Annotated in this window: 14 protein-coding genes; 5 read left to right on the top strand and 9 right to left on the bottom strand. The window is 71.2% G+C overall.

Translation table 11 applies throughout. The features are described from left to right. Positions 1 to 132 precede the first annotated feature (132 nt). The 4 genes from JOF41_RS12980 to JOF41_RS12965 form a co-directional block, all read right to left on the bottom strand. The gene (locus JOF41_RS12980; protein ID WP_209619001.1) at positions 133 to 567 is read right to left on the bottom strand and encodes a winged helix DNA-binding protein; all 435 of its coding nucleotides are present in this window, start codon (positions 565 to 567) and stop codon (positions 133 to 135) included. Continuing rightward, positions 564 to 1,058, bottom strand: coding sequence for a MarR family winged helix-turn-helix transcriptional regulator (locus JOF41_RS12975; protein ID WP_209618998.1), 495 nt, complete (start codon positions 1,056 to 1,058; stop codon positions 564 to 566). Before JOF41_RS12975 ends, JOF41_RS12980 begins: the two co-directional genes overlap by 4 nt. Before the next feature lie 106 nt (positions 1,059 to 1,164). Then, the gene (locus JOF41_RS12970) at positions 1,165 to 2,010 is read right to left on the bottom strand and encodes a siderophore-interacting protein (protein WP_209618997.1); all 846 of its coding nucleotides are present in this window, start codon (positions 2,008 to 2,010) and stop codon (positions 1,165 to 1,167) included. Between the two features lie 21 nt (positions 2,011 to 2,031). Then, a complete protein-coding gene (locus JOF41_RS12965; RefSeq protein ID WP_209618995.1) occupies positions 2,032 to 4,293 on the bottom strand; it encodes an ATP-binding cassette domain-containing protein in 2,262 nt (753 codons plus the stop codon). A 74-nt stretch (positions 4,294 to 4,367) separates the two neighbouring features. Between JOF41_RS12965 and JOF41_RS12960 the strand changes: the two genes are divergently transcribed. After that, a complete protein-coding gene (locus JOF41_RS12960) occupies positions 4,368 to 5,195 on the top strand; it encodes a TetR/AcrR family transcriptional regulator C-terminal domain-containing protein (protein WP_209618993.1) in 828 nt (275 codons plus the stop codon). Between the two features lie 74 nt (positions 5,196 to 5,269). On the opposite strand, the gene JOF41_RS12955 is transcribed toward JOF41_RS12960, so the two are convergent. The 4 genes from JOF41_RS12955 to JOF41_RS12940 all read right to left on the bottom strand — a co-directional run bounded on the left by JOF41_RS12955 (position 5,270) and on the right by JOF41_RS12940 (position 8,411). Beyond that, positions 5,270 to 5,482, bottom strand: coding sequence for a DUF5703 family protein (locus JOF41_RS12955; protein ID WP_189223529.1), 213 nt, complete (start codon positions 5,480 to 5,482; stop codon positions 5,270 to 5,272). Further along, positions 5,479 to 6,447 carry a YncE family protein gene (locus JOF41_RS12950; RefSeq protein WP_209618991.1) on the bottom strand — a complete coding sequence of 323 codons (969 nt, stop codon included), beginning with the start codon at positions 6,445 to 6,447 and terminating at the stop codon, positions 5,479 to 5,481. Before JOF41_RS12950 ends, JOF41_RS12955 begins: the two co-directional genes overlap by 4 nt. 143 nt (positions 6,448 to 6,590) lie before the next feature. Beyond that, entirely contained in the window at positions 6,591 to 7,301 is a 711-nt protein-coding gene (locus JOF41_RS12945) for a carbonic anhydrase (RefSeq protein ID WP_189223531.1), read from the bottom strand. Positions 7,302 to 7,445: 144 nt separating this feature from the next. Further along, entirely contained in the window at positions 7,446 to 8,411 is a 966-nt protein-coding gene (locus JOF41_RS12940; RefSeq protein WP_189223532.1) for an aldo/keto reductase, read from the bottom strand. A 72-nt stretch (positions 8,412 to 8,483) separates the two neighbouring features. Between JOF41_RS12940 and JOF41_RS12935 the strand changes: the two genes are divergently transcribed. The 3 genes from JOF41_RS12935 (at position 8,484) to JOF41_RS12925 (ending at position 11,307) form a co-directional block, all read left to right on the top strand. After that, positions 8,484 to 9,533 (top strand): LLM class F420-dependent oxidoreductase, encoded by a 1,050-nt coding sequence (locus JOF41_RS12935; RefSeq protein WP_209618989.1) that lies wholly within the window; start codon positions 8,484 to 8,486, stop codon positions 9,531 to 9,533. Further along, positions 9,530 to 10,354, top strand: a complete 825-nt coding sequence (locus JOF41_RS12930) for an undecaprenyl-diphosphate phosphatase (RefSeq protein WP_189223534.1) — start codon at positions 9,530 to 9,532, stop codon at positions 10,352 to 10,354. The genes JOF41_RS12935 and JOF41_RS12930 overlap by 4 nt, the downstream gene beginning before the upstream one ends. 266 nt (positions 10,355 to 10,620) lie before the next feature. Beyond that, on the top strand, positions 10,621 to 11,307 hold the full coding sequence (locus JOF41_RS12925) for a histidine phosphatase family protein (protein ID WP_209618987.1): 687 nt from the start codon (positions 10,621 to 10,623) through the stop codon (positions 11,305 to 11,307). A gap of 613 nt (positions 11,308 to 11,920) precedes the next feature. Here JOF41_RS12925 and JOF41_RS12920 read toward each other — a convergent pair. Next, positions 11,921 to 12,931, bottom strand: a complete 1,011-nt coding sequence (locus JOF41_RS12920; RefSeq protein ID WP_209618986.1) for a hypothetical protein — start codon at positions 12,929 to 12,931, stop codon at positions 11,921 to 11,923. Positions 12,932 to 13,182: 251 nt separating this feature from the next. On the opposite strand from JOF41_RS12920, the gene hrpA reads away from it, so the two are divergent. Then, positions 13,183 to 17,085 carry an ATP-dependent RNA helicase HrpA gene (gene hrpA, locus JOF41_RS12915; protein WP_209618985.1) on the top strand — a complete coding sequence of 1,301 codons (3,903 nt, stop codon included), beginning with the start codon at positions 13,183 to 13,185 and terminating at the stop codon, positions 17,083 to 17,085. Positions 17,086 to 17,114: the final 29 nt, after the last annotated feature.

Here is a 17,114-nt window from a genome sequence, read left to right as displayed (position 1 = left end):
GCGCGCCCGCCCGGTGTTTCCGGTGTGGGTGTGCCCTGCGTCTCACCGTATAGCGTGATTATTCCTATAGCTTCAGTGTTGACCAAAACAAACACTCATCAACGCCGAAGCCCCGAGCAGGGCGCAGAAGGATCAGTGGGCCAACACCGCGAGTTCCGCGTTGGCGCGTTGGATGACCAAAGCGAGGACGCGACCTGCCGCGGCCAGGTCGTCGACGGGCATCCCTTCCCAGATGCGGGCGGAGATGGGGGCGACCTCCGCGTTGACGGCGGCCAGCAGTTCGCGTCCTTCGTCCGTCGGTCGGAGGTGTGCGCCGTCGACGACGAGCAGCCGCTTGGCGAGCAGTTCGTCGATGGTGGCGCGGATGCCTGCCGGATCGGCCTTGAGGAAGTCCCGGACCAGGTCGACCACCTCGTCCGGCGTTCGCGGGGCGTTGACGGTGGCGGTGCGCAGGGCGATCTGCTGCTGGAACGTGATGCCGTGCCGGGTCAGGACGTGCTCCAGGACGCCGCGGGCGGCGTAGTGGGCCAAGCCGAGCAGGCGGGAGTCGACGGCGGGGGTGGTCATGGGTTCCTCCTTCGAGGGTTGTCGTTGGGCGCGAGTGGGGCGAGGGGTGTGTCGAGCAGGGTCGTCAGCTCCTGGGTGAACGCGCGCGTCCGAGGGGCGTCGAGGCCGCCGAGCGGTGCCAGCAGCCGCTGGAGCAGTTCCTGGACCATCGCGATGGCCTGTCGCGTGACCGCCTGGCCCTGTTCGGTGAGGGCGAGTTGCACGGCGCGCGGGTCGTGGGGGTCTCGGCTGCGCTCGACCAGACCGGCCGACTCCAGGGCGCGCGCCAGCTTCGAGACGTAGAGCGCCTCCAGGCCGGTGTGGTCGGCGAGTCGGCGTTGGCTGGGGCGTTCGCCCGTGCGCTGCACGTCATACAGCGCTGTGACCAGCGCATACTGCGCGTGGGTGAGGCCCAGTGGAGCTACCGCGCGGTCGACCGCGACGCGCCACTTGTTGGCCAGCAGCCACACCAGGTAACCGGGTGTGGGGGCCGGTGAGTCCTCGTCGTCCATGAGATTTAGAGTACATGTACATTATGTACATGGCTACTGATTAGCGGACGTCACCGGCCCGGTCCCTCCGAGGGCGCGCTCGTCTGGTGCGAGCGGCATCACCGTGCTAGGCGGTCCCCTCCCCGGTGGCGGCCAGCTTCTCCCGCGCCTCGGCCAAGTCCTCCTCGGTGGGCGCGTCGTCCTGGGTCAGCCGCAGCCGCCAGTAGCCGCTGAAGTCCACCGCCGGCTTGGGCAGGCCACGCTCCCGGACCAGGTGCGCGCGGATCGCGCGCACGACTCCCGCCTCACCCGCGACCCAGGCGCGGCCTTCACCGGGCGGGAAGTCGGTCGCGCGCACCGCGCGCAGCAGGCCGTCGCCCAGTCCCGGCGGCTGATCGCCGCGGTGCACCCAGCGCACCGACAGCCGCGCGCGGGTGGGCAACCGCTGTTCCTCGGCCTCGTCGCGCACCTCGATCACCGCCGTGGCCGGGGTCGCCGGTGGCAGTGACGCGACCAGCGTGGCGATCGCGGGCACGGCCGTCTCGTCCCCGGCGAACAGGTACCAGTCGGCAGCCCCCAACGGGCGGGCGTAGGCCGCGGCGGGGCCGTAGCGGCCGATGGTGTCGCCAGGGCGTGCCGAGGCCGCCCACCGGGTGGCCGGTCCTGCTCCGTGCTCGTGCAGCACGAAGTCCACCGCGATCTCCTGGCGCAGCGGGTCGTAACGGCGCACGGTGTAGCTGCGCATCCACGGCCGTCGCTGCTCGGGCACCGAGGTGAACGCCCGGTACCAGCCCATGCCGTGCTCGTCCTCGGTGTAGGACAGCTCCGGCAGGCCGTGGCCGGGTCGGGGGAACAGCAGCTTGAGCTGCTGGTCGGGCCAGATCGGGAACTCCTCCAGCCCCGGTCCGGTGAAGCTGACCCGCACCACGTGCGGGGTGACGCGCTCGACGTGGGTGACGTGCAGGGCGAGCACCGTGTCCTCCTCCGTGCGCTCTCAGCGGCCGACGTAGGCGCGCAGGTGGTGGGCGGTCAGCGTGTCGGCGCTGTCCACCAGCTGCCGGGGCGTGCCGGTGAACACCACCCGGCCGCCGTCGTGGCCCGCGCCCGGTCCCAGGTCGATCACCCAGTCCGCGTGCGCCATCACCGCCTGGTGGTGCTCGATCACGATCACCGTGTTGCCCTGGTCGGCCAGCCGGTCCAGCAGTGCCAGCAGCTGGTCCACGTCGGCCAGGTGCAGTCCGGTGGTGGGCTCGTCGAGCACGTAGGTGGAGGACTTCTCGGCCATGTGGATGGCCAGCTTGAGCCGCTGCCGCTCCCCGCCCGACAGCGTGGTCAGCGGCTGCCCCAGCCCCAGGTAGCCCAGGCCCACGTCGGCCAGCCGGTCCAGCACCGCCCTGGCCTGCTTCTCGGTGAAGAACTCCCGCGCCTGGTCCACCGACATGGCCAGCACCTCGCTGATGTCCTTGCCGCGCAGCTTGTGGGTGAGCACCTGCGCGGTGAACCGCTTGCCGCCGCACTCCTCGCAGGGCGAGGCCACCCCGGCCATCATCGCCAGGTCGGTGTAGACCAGCCCGATGCCCTTGCAGTGCGGGCACGCGCCTTCGGAGTTGGCGCTGAACAGCGCCGCCTTGACGCCGTTGGCCCTGGCGAAGGCCGCGCGGATGGGGTCGAGCAGGCCGGTGTAGGTGGCCGGGTTGCTGCGCCGCGACCCGCGGATGGGGGACTGGTCGACGACCACCACGTCCGGTCGGTGGTCCAGCGAACCGTGGATCAGCGAGGACTTGCCCGATCCGGCCACCCCGGTCACCACCGTCAGCACGCCCAGCGGGATGTCCACGCTGACGTCGCGGAGGTTGTGCAGGTTCGCGCCGGTGATCGGCAGCACCCCGGTCGGCGTGCGCACCTGGTCCTTCAGCCGCGCCCGGTGGTCCAGGTGCCGCCCGGTGAGGGTGCCCGAGGCGCGCAGCCCCGCCACGTCGCCGGTGAAGCACACCCGTCCGCCCGCCGCGCCCGCGCCCGGTCCCAGGTCCACCACGTGGTCGGCGATCGCGATGGTCTCCGGCTTGTGCTCGACCACCAGCACCGTGTTGCCCTTGTCCCGCAGCCGCAGCAGCAGGTCGTTCATCCGCTGGATGTCGTGCGGGTGCAGGCCCACGGTCGGTTCGTCGAACACGTAGGTCACGTCGGTCAGCGCCGAGCCCAGGTGGCGCACCATCTTCACCCGCTGCGCCTCGCCGCCCGACAACGTGCCCGACTGGCGGTCCAGGCTCAGGTAGCCCAGGCCGATCTCCACCAGCGAGTCCAGGGTCTGCCGCAGAGCCGCGAGGATCGGTGCCACCGAGGGCTCGTCCAGCTTGGCCGCCCAGTCGGCCAGGTCGCTGATCTGCATCGCCGAGCAGTCGGCGATGTTGACCCCGTCGATGCGCGAGGCCAGTGCCGCGGCGTTGAGCCGCGCGCCCGCGCACTCGGGGCACGGGGCGAAGGTCACCGCCCGGTCGACGAAGGCCCGGATGTGCGGCTGCAGCGCTTCCCGGTCCTTGCCCAGGTACAGCCGCTCGACCTTGACCGCCAGACCCTCGTAGGTGACGTTGGTCTTGCCGACGCGGATCTTGGTGTTCTGCCGGTGCAGCAGCGCGTCCCACTGCTCGGGGGTGAAGTCGGCCAGCTTGGTGTCGGGGTCGTACAGGCCGGAGTTGACGTAGGTCTGCACGTACCAGTGGTCCACCGAGAAGCCGGGCACGGTGATCGCGCCCTCGTTGAGCGACTTGCTCCGGTCCACCAGCTGGTCCACGTCGATGGTGGAGACCCTGCCCAGCCCCTCGCAGCGCGGGCACATGCCCTCGGGCAGGTTGAAGCTGAACGCACCGGAGGTGCCCGCGTGCGGGGTGCCCAGCCTGCTGAACAGGATGCGCAGCATGGTGTGCGCGTCGGTGGCGGTGCCGACGGTGGAGCGCGCGTTGGCGCCCATGCGCTCCTGGTCGACCACGATGGCGGCGCTGAGGTTGCGCAGCGAGTCCACGTCCGGCCTGCCCAGGGCGGGCATGAACGACTGGACGAAGGCGGTGTAGGTCTCGTTGATCAGCCGCTGGGACTCCGCGGCGATGGTGCCGAAGACCAGTGAGGACTTGCCCGAGCCGGAGACGCCGGTGAACACCGTCAGCCGCCGCTTGGGGATGTCCACCGACACGTCGCGCAGGTTGTTCTCCCTGGCTCCGCGCACCTCGATGACGTCGTGGCTGTCCGCGACAGCGTTCATACCGCCGGCCCCCTGAACGTTTTATGGCGTAAACTGATCTCGGGCACCGTACTTTACGCTGTAAGGAGTGGCAAGTGGTCCTCTACGCCGGACAGGGCGACGCGCAACGGTCCATGTCGCTGCTGTGGCGCGGACCCGACCCGGCGTCCGGTTCCGCGTCCGATCGCCGGCCGTCCCGGCCGGGCCCCAAGCAGGGGCTGAGCGTCGACGCGATCGTCGACGCCGCCGTCGCGGTGGCCGACGAGCAGGGCATGGCCGCGCTGTCGATGCGCGCGGTGGGGCAGCGGCTGGGGCGCACCGCGATGGCCCTGTACACCTACGTGCCCAGCAAGGCCGAGCTGATCGACCTGATGTACGACAAGGTGCTGGGGGAGTTGCCCGCCGAGCACGACCTGTCGCGGGGCTGGCGCGCGGCGCTGACCGCGTGGGCGCGCGAGACCAGGGCGTTCTACCTGCGCCACCCGTGGGTGCTCCAGGTCTCGCAGGCCAGGCCGGTGCTGGGGCCCAACGAGTTCGCGACGCTGGAGGCGCTGGCGCGCGTGCTGCACGGGACCGGTCTGCCCGCGCCGGTGCTGCGCGGCGTGATCGGCGCGGTGGCGCAGTTCGTGCGCGGCGCGGCCCAGGTGGTCGCCGACGCCCGCCAGGCCGCGCGGGCCACCGGGGTCGGCGACGAGGAGTGGTGGTTCTCCCGCTCACCGCTGCTGGAGCGGCACGCCCCCGACCTGGCCCGGCGGTTCCCCCTGGTGGTGTGGATCAACCAGGACGACCCGCCTGCGGTGCCCGACGCCGACGACGCGCCCCACCTGGAGCGCGACGCCATGCACAACTTCACCGTCGGGTGGGAGGTCCTGCTCGACGGGATCGAGGCGAGCATCGCCAAGCACGGCGGCGATCAGCGCTGACAGCTTCCTGACCGGCGCGGATTCTGACCACCACAGGTGTGGTACCACACCTGTGGTGGTCAGAATCCGCGCCGCTAGGTGATCAGGCCGGGCATGACCGCCGCGGTGCGCTTGCGGCGCAGCCACACCTTGCGCGAGCCGTCGCCGAACAGCAGGGTCCTGGACAGCTCCCACCCGGAGAACTCCGCCTGGATGGACAGCTGCGTCGTCACCGCGCGACGGGACAGACCGGCCGGGAGCCGCAGCGGCCGGTACTCCCAGTCCCCGTCGACCACCCCTTCGTTCATGGCTGGATCACCTGCATCCCTTCTCCTGCCGCGGAGGCGACGAACACGCGTCCGCTGCCGGGGTCGACCGCCACCGAGTCCGGTTGGCGGACGGTGGCGAACCGGTGCCTCTCCACCGGCTCGCCTCCCGCGACGTCCAGGCCGACCACCTCGTTGCGCTCGGTGAGCGTGATCCAGGCGAGGTCGCGCCGGTCGTCGTAGGCCAGTCCGTACGGAGCGCCGGGCACCGGGTAGCGCTGGCGCATGATCAGCGGGTCGGTGGAGAACGCCATCAGCTCGCCGCCCCTGGTGTCGACCACCAGCACCCGGCCGAACCGGTCGGCCACCGCGTTGGTGGCCCCGTCGCCCGCGCGCAGGCCCGCGCCGGGCCGGTCCGCGGCCGGGTCCAGGTCGAACACGGCGCTGCGCGGGCGGTCGAGCACCACGGCCGCCCCGCCCACCGCCAGCACCCGGTCCGGGCTGGACACCCCGGCGATCGTCCGGTCGTCCACGCCGACCAGCTTGGCCTCGCGGCGGGCCACCAGGGTCCGCCCGCCGACCACCGCCACGTCCACCGGGCCGCCGTCGACGGCCCGTTCGGCCGTGCTGCCGTCCGGCCGCACGGTCACCACCACGCCGCTGCCGGGCACCGCGGCCGCCACGTCGGAGCCGATGACCTCCAGCGACTCGGCCCGGCCGGGCAGCGGCACCGCGATCGGCACGGCGGCCGGCTCGGCCAGCGGGTACAGCGCCACCGACGGCGGGTCGGCCAGCGCCACGGCCACGTGCCGCGCGGTCACCGCGACGGCGTCCGCGCCGCCCAGCGGCAGCACCCGACCGGCGGGCGCGGTGGTCGGTTCGGGGGAGGCGGCGGGTTTCGCGGCCTCCAGGGTGGCCGCGACCTGCAGCGGGTCGCGGGGGTTCTCCTCGCGCCCGCACCCCGCCAGCAGCGCAACGGCGAGCACGACCGCCGCCAGACGACGCAACGTCAGACCTCCCAGCACCCGTTCGCGGACTGCTCACCAGCATCCATCACGCGCCCGCGATCGTCACGCAGGGGGCGGGTGTCGTCGTTGGTCCCCTGGGGTGATACCCGCTGCCCGCCCGTGCCCGGCGGTCGGGTCGGCGGTCAGGTCAGCCGGGTGACCCGGCCGGTGGTCAGCTCGTAGCTGGCGGCCACCACCCGCACGCCGTGCTCGGCGACCGCGGCGCGCAGGGTCGCCGAGCGCTCCAGCAGCAGCCGGACCGCGCGCTTGGCCTGGTTGTCCACGCACCGCGCCAGGAACACCGCGTCGTCGGGATCGGCCGGGGTGCCCAGCACGGCGGGCTCGATCGCGCGCACCAGGCTGCTGATGCCGCCGGTGACCTCGCCCCGGCCGCGCACGACGTCGACGGCCGCGGACACCGCGCCGCAGTTGGCGTGCCCGAGCACCACCACCAGCGGCACCTCCAGGTGCTCCACGGCGTACTCGACGCTGCCCAGCACGGCCTCGTCGACGACCTCGCCCGCCGCGCGGACGGTGAACAGGTCGCCCAGGCCGTGGTCGAAGACCAGCTCGGGCGGAACGCGGGAGTCGGCGCAGCCGAGCACCGCGGCGAACGGGTGCTGCCCGCCCGCCAGCGACTCGCGCCACCTCAGCGACTCGTGGGGGTGGCGCTGGTGGCCGCCGACGAACCGCGCGTTGCCCTCGGCGAGCTTGCGCCAGGAGCCCTCCGCGTCGCGTCGCCCCTGCCGGGCCGTCGCGGGCGCCGCGCCCGCGACCACGGTGGCGGCCGTTCCCGCCGTGATGCCGAACAACCGACGCCGCGTCACCGCGGAGCCATCGCCTGTGTCACCCACGGCGCGGAATTTAGTCCTGTTTCACTTCAACGAGTGAAATTACGTGGTCCGGTTCACAATTTCCGATAGACGTATCCGGCGAACCGGACAGTTTGTTTTCGGGCGACGGAATTCGCGAACCGGACAGCGGCGCGCGATCACCGGTCAGCCCACCGGGCACTCGGGGTAGCCGAACTCGATCGCGCTCACGTCGTCCAGCGCGGCGCGGATCGCGGGCGGCAGCGTCAGCTCCTCCGCGGCCAGCGAGCCCAGCAGCTGCCCGGTGTCGCGCGCGCCCACCACGGGCGCGACCACGCCCGGCCGGTCCCGGACCCACGCCAGCGCCACGGACAGCGGGGAGGTGCCCAGCCCGTCCGCGGCCGTGGTCACCGCCTGCACGATCCGCGCGGCCCGCTCGGTGCGGTGCTGCTCCACGTAACCGGCGAAGTGCGCCGAAGCGCCGCGGGAGTCCGCGGGGGTGCCGTTGCGGTACTTGCCGGTGAGCACGCCCCGGCCCAGCGGGGCCCACGGCAGCAGGCCGATCCCGTGGTGCGCGGCGGCGGGCACCACCTCGCGCTCGATGCCGCGTTCCAGCAGCGAGTACTCCGCCTGGTTGGACACCAGCGGGGTGTGCCCCGGCAGCGCGGCGGCCGTGGCCAGCTGCCAGCCCGCGTAGTTCGACACCCCGACGTAGCGCACCTTGCCGCTGGTGACCGCGGCGTCCAGGGCGGACAGGGTCTCCTCCAGCGGCACCGCCGGATCCCAGGCGTGCAGCTGCCACAGGTCGACGTGCTCCACGCCCAGCCTGCGCAGCGAACCCTCCAGCGCGTGCAGCAGCGCCCCGCGCGAGGCCCCGCCGCCGAACGGCCCGTCGTTGCGCCGCGCCACCGCCTTGGTGGCGATGACCAGGTCCTCGCGCGGCACCACCTCACCCAGCAGGCCGCCCAGGATGCGCTCGCTCTCGCCCTCGACGTAGACGTCGGCGGTGTCCACGAGCGTGCCGCCCGCCTCGGTGAAGGCCAGCAGCTGGGTGGCCGCCTCGTCCGCGTCGGTGTCCCGGCCCCACGTCATGGTGCCCAGGGCCATCCGGGAGACCCGCAGGCCGCTCCGGCCGAGGTATCGCTGTTCCACGCGGCGCAGCCTAAGGGTTGATCGACGTCCCGGCCTGGCAAATGGTGTTACCCGGCGGTAGGGTCCGGCTTCGTGCGACTGGGACTGAACCTCGGGTACTGGGGTGCCGGCAACGACGCGGCCAACCTCGAACTGGCCAAGGAAGCCGACCGGCTGGGCTTCTCGGTGGTGTGGGCGGCGGAGGCCTACGGCTCCGACGCGCCCACGGTGCTGGCCTGGGTGGCCGCGCAGACCGAGCGCGTCGACGTGGGCAGCGCGATCCTGCAGATCCCCGCCCGCACCCCGGCGATGGCGGCGATGACCGCGGCGACGCTGGACTCGCTGTCCGGCGGGCGCTTCCGGATGGGCCTGGGCGTGTCCGGGCCGCAGGTCTCCGAGGGCTGGCACGGCGTGCGGTTCGACAAGCCGCTGGCGCGCACCCGCGAGTACGTCGACATCGTGCGCATGGCGCTGCGCCGGGAGCGGCTGCGCTACGACGGCGCGCACTACACCCTGCCGCTGCCCGACGGCCCCGGCAAGGCGCTCACCCTGACCGTGCACCCGGTGCGCGAGCACATCCCGCTCTACCTCGCCGCGGTGGGCCCGAAGAACGTCGAGCTGGCGGGCGAGATCGCCGACGGCTGGCTGGCCATCTTCTTCTCGCCCGAGGACTCCGCGGAGTCGCTGACCGCGCTGCGGGCAGGCCGGGAGAAGGCGGGCAAGACCCTCGACGGCTTCGACGTCGTGCCGACCGTGCCGCTGGCCGTCGGCGACGACTGGCGCGCGTGCGCCGACAGCGTGCGCCCCTACGCCGCGCTGTACGTGGGCGGCATGGGCAGCAGGCAGAAGAACTTCTACAACGCCCTCGCCGCGCGCATGGGCTTCGCCGCCGAAGCGGCCGAGGTGCAGGACAAGTACCTGGCCAGGGACTACCAGGGGGCCATGGCGGCGCTGCCGGTGGACTTCCTGGACCGTACCTCGCTGCTGGGTCCGAAGCAGCGCATAGCAGACCGCATGAAGGCCTACGCCGAGGCGGGGGTCACCACTCTCACGGTTTCACCCATGCTGCAAGATCTCGATCAGGGGATCGCCGCGCTGCGCACGGCGTCCGAAGCTCTGGATCTGGCAGGAGTAGGTAGTTGAGCTGGTTGCAGGCCCTTGTCCTCGGACTAGTCCAAGGCTTGACGGAATTCCTGCCCATTTCCTCGTCGGCGCACGTGCGGATCGTGTCCACGCTGTTCTTCGGCAACGACGCGGGCGCGTCGTTCACCGCGGTGATCCAGCTGGGTACCGAGGTCGCGGTGCTCATCTACTTCGCCAAGGACATCGGCAACTTCATCGCGGCCTGGTTCCGCGGCCTGTTCAGCAAGGCCGCGCGGCAGACCGAGGACTACCGGATGGCCTGGTACGTCATCATCGGCTCGATCCCGATCAGCGTCCTGGGCTTCCTGCTCAAGGACGTCATCCGGTCCTCGTTCCGCAACCTGTGGATCACCGCGACCGTGCTGGTGGTCTTCGGCCTGCTGCTGGGCCTGGCCGACCAGCTGGCCAAGCACGTGCGCACCAGGCTGGAGCTCAAGGACGCGGTGGGCATGGGCCTGGCGCAGGCGCTGGCGCTGATCCCCGGTGTGTCCCGCTCCGGCGGCACGCTGACCGCGGGCCTGTTCCTGGGCCTGGACCGCGCCTCCGCGGCGCGCTACTCCTTCCTGCTTGCGCTGCCCGCGGTGTTCGGCGCGGGCCTGTTCAGCATCCCCGACGTGCTCGACCGCTCCGAGCCCAACGCCGCGTCGGTGCCGCAGATGATCGTGGCCACGATCGTGGCCTTCGCGGTCGGCTACGCCACCATCGCCTGGCTGCTGCGGTACGTGTCCAAGCACAGCTACTCGGCCTTCGTCTGGTACCGGCTGCTGCTGGGCATCGTGCTCATGGGCCTGCTGTCGATGAACCTGATCAGCCCGTCGTAGTCCCTGGCTCCACGTGGAGGCCCTGCCGCACTGGTCGGCAGGGCCTCCACGCCGTTTACGAGCGTCTCGCCCTCCCGCGAGTCGAACCTCCGGACACCCCGAATTCGACATTCGCGCACCCCGCCCCCGCGCTTTCACGCGTGTCGGGTGGTAGTTACCGGCCCTCCTGGCCTCGTCGGGTAGTACTTGCCGACGCGGGTGGGGGAGGGGCGAGGGGGGAGCGTCGCTTTTCACGGTGGGAGAACCGGCCGCATAGGGTGGGGGCCGTGGCTACCGTGATCTTGCTGCGACACGCGCGTTCGACCGCCAACGGCTCCGGTGTGCTGGCCGGGCGCCAACCGGGGGTGCGGCTGTCCGACAAGGGGGAGGAGCAGGCCAAGGCCCTGGTGGACCGCCTGGCGGACATTCCGGTCGATGCCGTGGTGACCTCGCCGTTGGAGCGCTGCGGGGCGACCCTGGAGCCGCTGCTGGCCGCGCGCGGGCTGACCCCTGTGGTCGAGCCGGAATTGGCCGAGGTGGAGTACGGCGAGTGGACCGGGCGTGAGCTCAAAGGCCTGGTCGAGGAGCCGCTGTGGTCGGTGGTGCAGCAGCACCCCTCCGCCGCGGTGTTCCCCGGCGGGGAGGGGCTGGCCGCGGTGCAGGCGCGCGCGGTGGCCGCGGTGCGCAGGCACGACGCGCGGATCACCGAGGAGTTCGGGCCGCGCGCGGTGTGGGTGGCGTGCAGCCACGGCGACGTGATCAAGGCGGTGCTGGCCGACGCGCTGGGCGTGCACCTGGACGGCTTCCAGCGGATCGTGGTCGACCCGGCTTCGGTGTCGGTGGTCCAGTACACCCCGACCCGGCCGTTCGTGCTGCGGGTCAACGACAACGGCGGCGACCTGTCCGGGGTGGTGCCGCCGCCGGAGCGGCCCGCCTCCTCCGACGCGGTGGTGGGCGGCACCACCGGCGGGTGAGCCGCGCGGGTGAGCCGCAGCGGTAGTGGCCCCCGGACCTTGCAGGGTAGGCCGGGGGCCACCGGTGGGGCGGCGGTCCGACTGGTCGGCGGCCGACGACCAGGTGGGCTGATCGTATTGCGGTGAATGCCCTGGTAAATCCCCTGCCTGGAGGTGACGGCGGAGAGCTGTCTGCCGGCTTGCGCGGGTCAGGATGCGTCCCGCGGGGCAAGCGCCGGTCCAAAACCGCTGATCAAGCGGGGGAGTGCGACCAGGACGACGTCACCGGTAGCCCGAGTCGGGCGGTGCGCTGGGCCGTTCAGCTCCGTCCGGGAGCCGGGGTCGCGTTTACGGTTAACGACCGCCCGTGCGCTGTCGGTCACAACCCGAGGCGGGTGACGGTGTTCTCCTCAGCGCCCCAACCGACCCGGTCTGGGCGGTAGACGCGCACCGGTTCGGGCGGGAGCACGGGCGACCTCATCAAAATCAATATATTCGATGATTTCAGTGTGGAATAAAATCAATCACACAGAGTGGTGCAGTCGAACACACAGAACAAACGCAAAACGCAGGGACGCCGAGCCCTCCGCTGGCGAAGGCGCTCGACAGCGCACCCAGGAGGACCGGTGAGTCGTCAGGTGGCTGGGGTGTGGCGCAGGACGTGAACGCCTTCGGCGGTCTTGAGGTAGGCCCAGGCGGTGCCGGTGGAGGTGGTGGCGAGGCCGACGTGGGAGGCGGGGGTGGCGGCCAGGTCGTCGGGCAGGGGGATGGGGGTCCAGTCCTGGCCGGTCCAGCGGTGGAAGGTGGGGCGGGTCTCGAAGCTGCGGCGGGTGGTGCGCACGCCCCAGGTCCAGCCCGCGGTGACGCCGTGGAGGCTGAGCCGGTCGGGACCGGTGGGGGTGGGGACGGGGTGCCAGCGGTGGCCGTCCCAGCGGTGGACGAGCAGGCCGTCGGTGTCGCGCTGGTGGCCCAGCCAGAGGTCGGTGGGGGTGGCGGCGGCGAGGTGGGCGATGTGGCCGTGTTCGAGGCGGGGGACGCGCAGGTCGGTCCAGCGGGTGCCGTCCCAGTGGATGAGGACGGGGTACTCGTAGCTGGTGGGGCCGGTGCCCGCGAGGCCGCCGCCGCCTGCCCAGACGTCGTGGGGGCCGGTGGCGGTGATGGTCTGGAGCCCTTCGCGGGGGGAGGCCAGGACGGTGGTGCGGGTCCAGCGGGTGCCGTCCCAGTGGAGGGTGTCGGGGCCGGTGCCGACGATGTGGACGTCGTGGGGGGTGATGGCGGTGACGGCTTTGGCCCAGGTGATGGGTGGCAGGTCGAGGAGGTGCCAGGTGGTGCCGTCGTAGTGGAGCAGGAGGGGTTTGCCCGCGCTGTTGCCGACGGCCCAGACGTCGTGGGGGCCGGTGGCGGAGATGCCCGCGAGGCTGGCGGCGGCGGGGAGGTGGGGGAGGGGTTCTTCCTGCCAGGTGTGGCCGGTCCAGCGCAGCACGAGGGGGGCCGAGGGGTGGCTGGTGAAGACCCCGGTGGTGCCCGCGAGCCAGGCGTGGTCGTCGCCCGCGGTGGCGAGGTCCGCCAGTGCGGTGCTGGGTGGCAGGCCGGGAACCGGCACGGGTTGGAACAAGTGCTTCCCCTCGATGGTCCCCCGACTCATCGACGGGTCTACCTCACCAGGCCCTGGCGTGGTGGGTATCCGCCGAATGGTTGGTCTCGGGTGTGGTTGGCAGGTGTTGTGTACCGGATCTTCGTGCGGCCGGGTGGGGTTTGGGGGGTTTGTCGCTAGGTTGTGGGGTGTCGCCGGGGGGTGTGGCTGGGGGGCAGTGGTGAGACGCACGCCTCGAACGGTGCTCGGCGGGGGTTATTCGGGGGCTTGTGCGGGTGGAGCTGACTATCCTTGGGCGCAGTATGAACACCTCGCTCTTCGCCGATCTGCATCAGCGCCTGCCCGAGCTCATGTCGCGGGACCAGCGGCGGCTTCGCCGCAGGTTGGAGGGGGCCCGCAAGGTCCGTGACGACAAGGCGCGGTTGGCGGTGGTCGCCGAGATCGAGGCGGAGCTGGAGCAGGCGGAGCTGCGGGTGGCGCTGCGCCGCGAGGCCGTGCCGAAGATCACCTATCCGGCGGAGTTGCCGGTCAGCGCGCGCAAGGACGACATCGCCGCGTTGATCCGCGAGCACCAGGTGGTGATCGTGGCGGGGGAGACGGGGTCGGGCAAGACGACGCAGCTGCCCAAGATCTGCCTGGAGCTGGGTCGGGGGGTGTTGGGGCAGATCGGGCACACGCAGCCGCGGCGGTTGGCGGCGCGGACGGTGGCCGAGCGGGTGGCGCAGGAGTTGGGCACGCCGTTGGGGTCGGCGGTGGGCTACAAGGTGCGCTTCACCGATCAGTCCGGTGATGACACGCTGGTCAAGTTGATGACCGACGGCATCCTGCTGGCCGAGATCCAGAGCGACCGGATGCTGTCGCGCTACGACACGATCATCATCGACGAGGCGCACGAGCGCAGCCTCAACGTGGACTTCCTGCTGGGCTACCTCAAGCAGCTGCTGCCGAGGCGGCCGGATCTGAAGGTGGTCATCACCTCGGCGACGATCGATCCGGAGCGGTTCTCCCGGCACTTCGGCGGTGCGCCGATCATCGAGGTCTCGGGGCGCACGTACCCGGTGGAGGTGCGCTACCGACCGATCGTGGATCCCGATGACGTCGATGCCGATCCGGATCGGGATCAGACGCAGGCGATCTGCGACGCGGTGCGGGAGTTGCAGGCGGAGGGGCCCGGTGATGTGCTGGTGTTCCTCTCCGGTGAGCGGGAGATCCGGGACACCGCGGACGCGTTGGCGGCGTTGGAGCTGCGTGATACGGAGATCCTGCCGTTGTACGCGCGGCTGTCCTTCGGTGAGCAGCACCGGGTGTTCCAGCCGCACCGGGGGCGTCGGGTGGTGTTGGCGACGAACGTGGCCGAGACGTCGTTGACGGTGCCGGGGATCAAGTACGTGGTCGATCCGGGTACCGCGCGCATTTCGCGCTACAGCCACCGGTTGAAGGTGCAGCGGTTGCCGATCGAGCCGATTTCGCAGGCTTCGGCCAACCAGCGCAAGGGGCGTTGTGGGCGGGTGTCGGAGGGTATCTGCATCCGGCTCTACACCGAGGACGACTTCGACGCGCGTCCGGAGTTCACCGATCCGGAGATCCTGCGCACGAACCTGGCGTCGGTCATCCTGCAGATGACTTCCATCGGGTTGGGTGATATCGCAGCGTTCCCGTTCATCGACCCGCCGGAGTCGCGCAACATCGCCGATGGTGTGCAGTTGCTGCAGGAGTTGGGTGCGATCCTGCCCGCCGAGCAGAAGTTGACGCCGCTGGGGCGCAAGTTGGCGCAGCTGCCGGTGGACCCGCGGTTGGCGCGCATGGTGATCGAGGGTGATCGCAACGGCTGCGTGCGGGAGGTCATGGTGATCGCCGCGGCGTTGTCGATCCAGGACCCGCGTGAGCGGCCCAGTGACAAGCAGCAGGCCGCCGACGAGCAGCACAGCCGGTTCCGCGATCCGGATTCGGATTTCCTGGCTTATCTCAACTTGTGGAATTACCTGCGGGAGAGGCAGCGGGAGCTGTCGTCCAACCAGTTCCGCAAGCTGTGCCGGTCGGAGTTCCTGAACTACCTGCGGGTGCGGGAGTGGCAGGACGTGTACACGCAGTTGCGGCAGGTGGCCAAGACGTTGGGTGTGCACGTCAACGACGAGCCCGCCGATCCGCGCAGCATCCACATCAGTCTGCTGTCGGGGTTGTTGTCGCACATCGGTGTCAAGGACGTGCTCAAGCGTGACGCGGGCAAGCGGCAGGCCACCGAGTACTTGGGGGCCCGCAACGCGAAGTTCGCGATCTTCCCCGGTTCGGCGCTGTTCCGCAAGCCTCCGCAGTGGGTGATGGCGGCGGAGTTGGTGGAGACCTCGCGGTTGTGGGGTCGGATCGTGGCGCGCATCGAGCCGGAGTGGGCCGAGAAGCTGGGTGAGCACCTGGTCAAGCGCACTTACAGCGAGCCGCACTGGGAGGCTCGCCGGGGTGCGGTGGTGGCGCTGGAGAAGGTGACTTTGTACGGGGTGCCGATCGTGGCCTCCCGCAAGGTCAACTACGGGCGGATCGATCCGGAGCTGTCGCGGGAGCTGTTCATCCGGCACGCTCTGGTGCAGGGGGAGTGGACTACCCACCACAAGTTCTTCCACCGCAACCGGGAGCTGTTGGCGGAGGTCGCGGAGCTGGAGAACCGGGCGCGGCGGCGCGACATCGTCGTCGACGACGAGACTCTTTACGACTTCTACGACCAGCGGGTGCCCGCCGAGGTGGTTTCGGCCCGGCACTTCGACAGCTGGTGGAAGAAGACCCGGCACGCCCAGCCGGAGCTGCTCAGCTTCGACAAGGACATGCTGGTCAACGACCGGGCGCAGGTCAGTCCCGAGGCTTATCCCGACCGGATCGACCGCAGCGGGCTGACCCTGCCGTTGAGCTACCGGTTCGAGCCGGGCACGGATGCGGACGGGGTGACCGTGCGGTTGCCGCTGCCCGCGTTGACCGCGCTGCCCGACGACTCGCTGTCCTGGCAGGTGCCGGGTCTGCGCACGGAGCTGGTGGTGGCGCTGATCCGGTCGCTGCCCAAGCCGTTGCGCCGCAACTTCGTGCCCGTGCCGGACGTGGCGGCTGCCGCGCTGGCCCGCATCGGCGCCGACGAGGCCCTGCTGCCCGCCTTGGAGCGCGAGCTCAGGGCGTTGACCGGGGTGAGCGTGCCGCGCGAGGAGTGGCGGCTGGACCAGGTGCCCGAGCATCTCAGGCTCACCTTCCAGGTCGTGGACGACAACGACCGGGAGCTGGCCAGGGGCAAGGATCTGGGGGCGCTCAAGCAGCGGTTGCGCGCGGAGCTGCGCGACAGCTTGGCCGCCGCCGCTGCCAGCCTGGCCCGCACCGGTGTGACCAGCTGGGACATCGGTGATCTGCCGCGCACCGTGCAGCGCCGCCAGTCCGGCATCGTGGTCACCGCGTATCCGGCGCTGGTGGACAAGGGCGATTCGGTGGCGGTGGAGATCCTGGACACCCCCGGTCGGCAGCGCCAGGCCATGTGGGCGGGTACCCGGCGGTTGTTGTTGCTGACCGTGCCCTCTCCGGTCAAGCTGCTGCAGCGGGGGCTGAACAACGCCGAGAAGTTGGCGTTGACCCGCAATCCCCATGGCGGCGTCGCGCCCCTGCTGGCGGATTGCATCGCGGCCGCGGTGGACCAGCTCATGGCGCAGGCCGGGGGGCCTGCGTGGACGCAGGCGGGGTTCGCCAAGCTGGCCGAGCACGTGCGCAAGCACCTGGGTGAGACGGTGTTCGACGTGGTGGGCAAGGTCCGGCGGGTGCTGGAGGCGGCCCAGGACGTCGAGTTGCGCCTGGCCGGGGTGCGCGGCGCGGTGTTCGAGGAGTCGCTGGCCGATGTCCGGGCTCAGCTGCGCGGTCTGGTGCACAAGGGGTTCGTCACCGAGGCGGGGGCCGGGCGGCTGGGGGATGTGCACCGCTACCTGCAGGGCATGTCCCGGCGGTTGGAGAAGCTGACCGAGAACGTGGGGCGTGACCGGGAGTGGATGGACCGGGTGCACCAGGTCCACGCCGAGTACCGGGAGCTGCGCGCCCAGTTGCCCGCCGACGAGCCGCAGGAGGCGTTGGAGGAGGTGCGGTGGATGATCGAGGAGCTGCGGTTGAGCTACTTCGCCCAGACCATCGGCACCCGCTACAGCGTTTCCGACAAGCGCATCTACAAGGCCCTGGACGCCATCGAGCGCTAGGGCGGGCTCCGCGGCCGAGGGTGCGTCGT

Origin of the sequence: Saccharothrix coeruleofusca (assembly GCF_017876325.1) — a bacterium.
Taxonomy (GTDB): Bacteria; Actinomycetota; Actinomycetes; order Mycobacteriales; family Pseudonocardiaceae; genus Actinosynnema; species Actinosynnema coeruleofuscum.
This window is presented reverse-complemented; position numbering and strand designations above follow the sequence as displayed.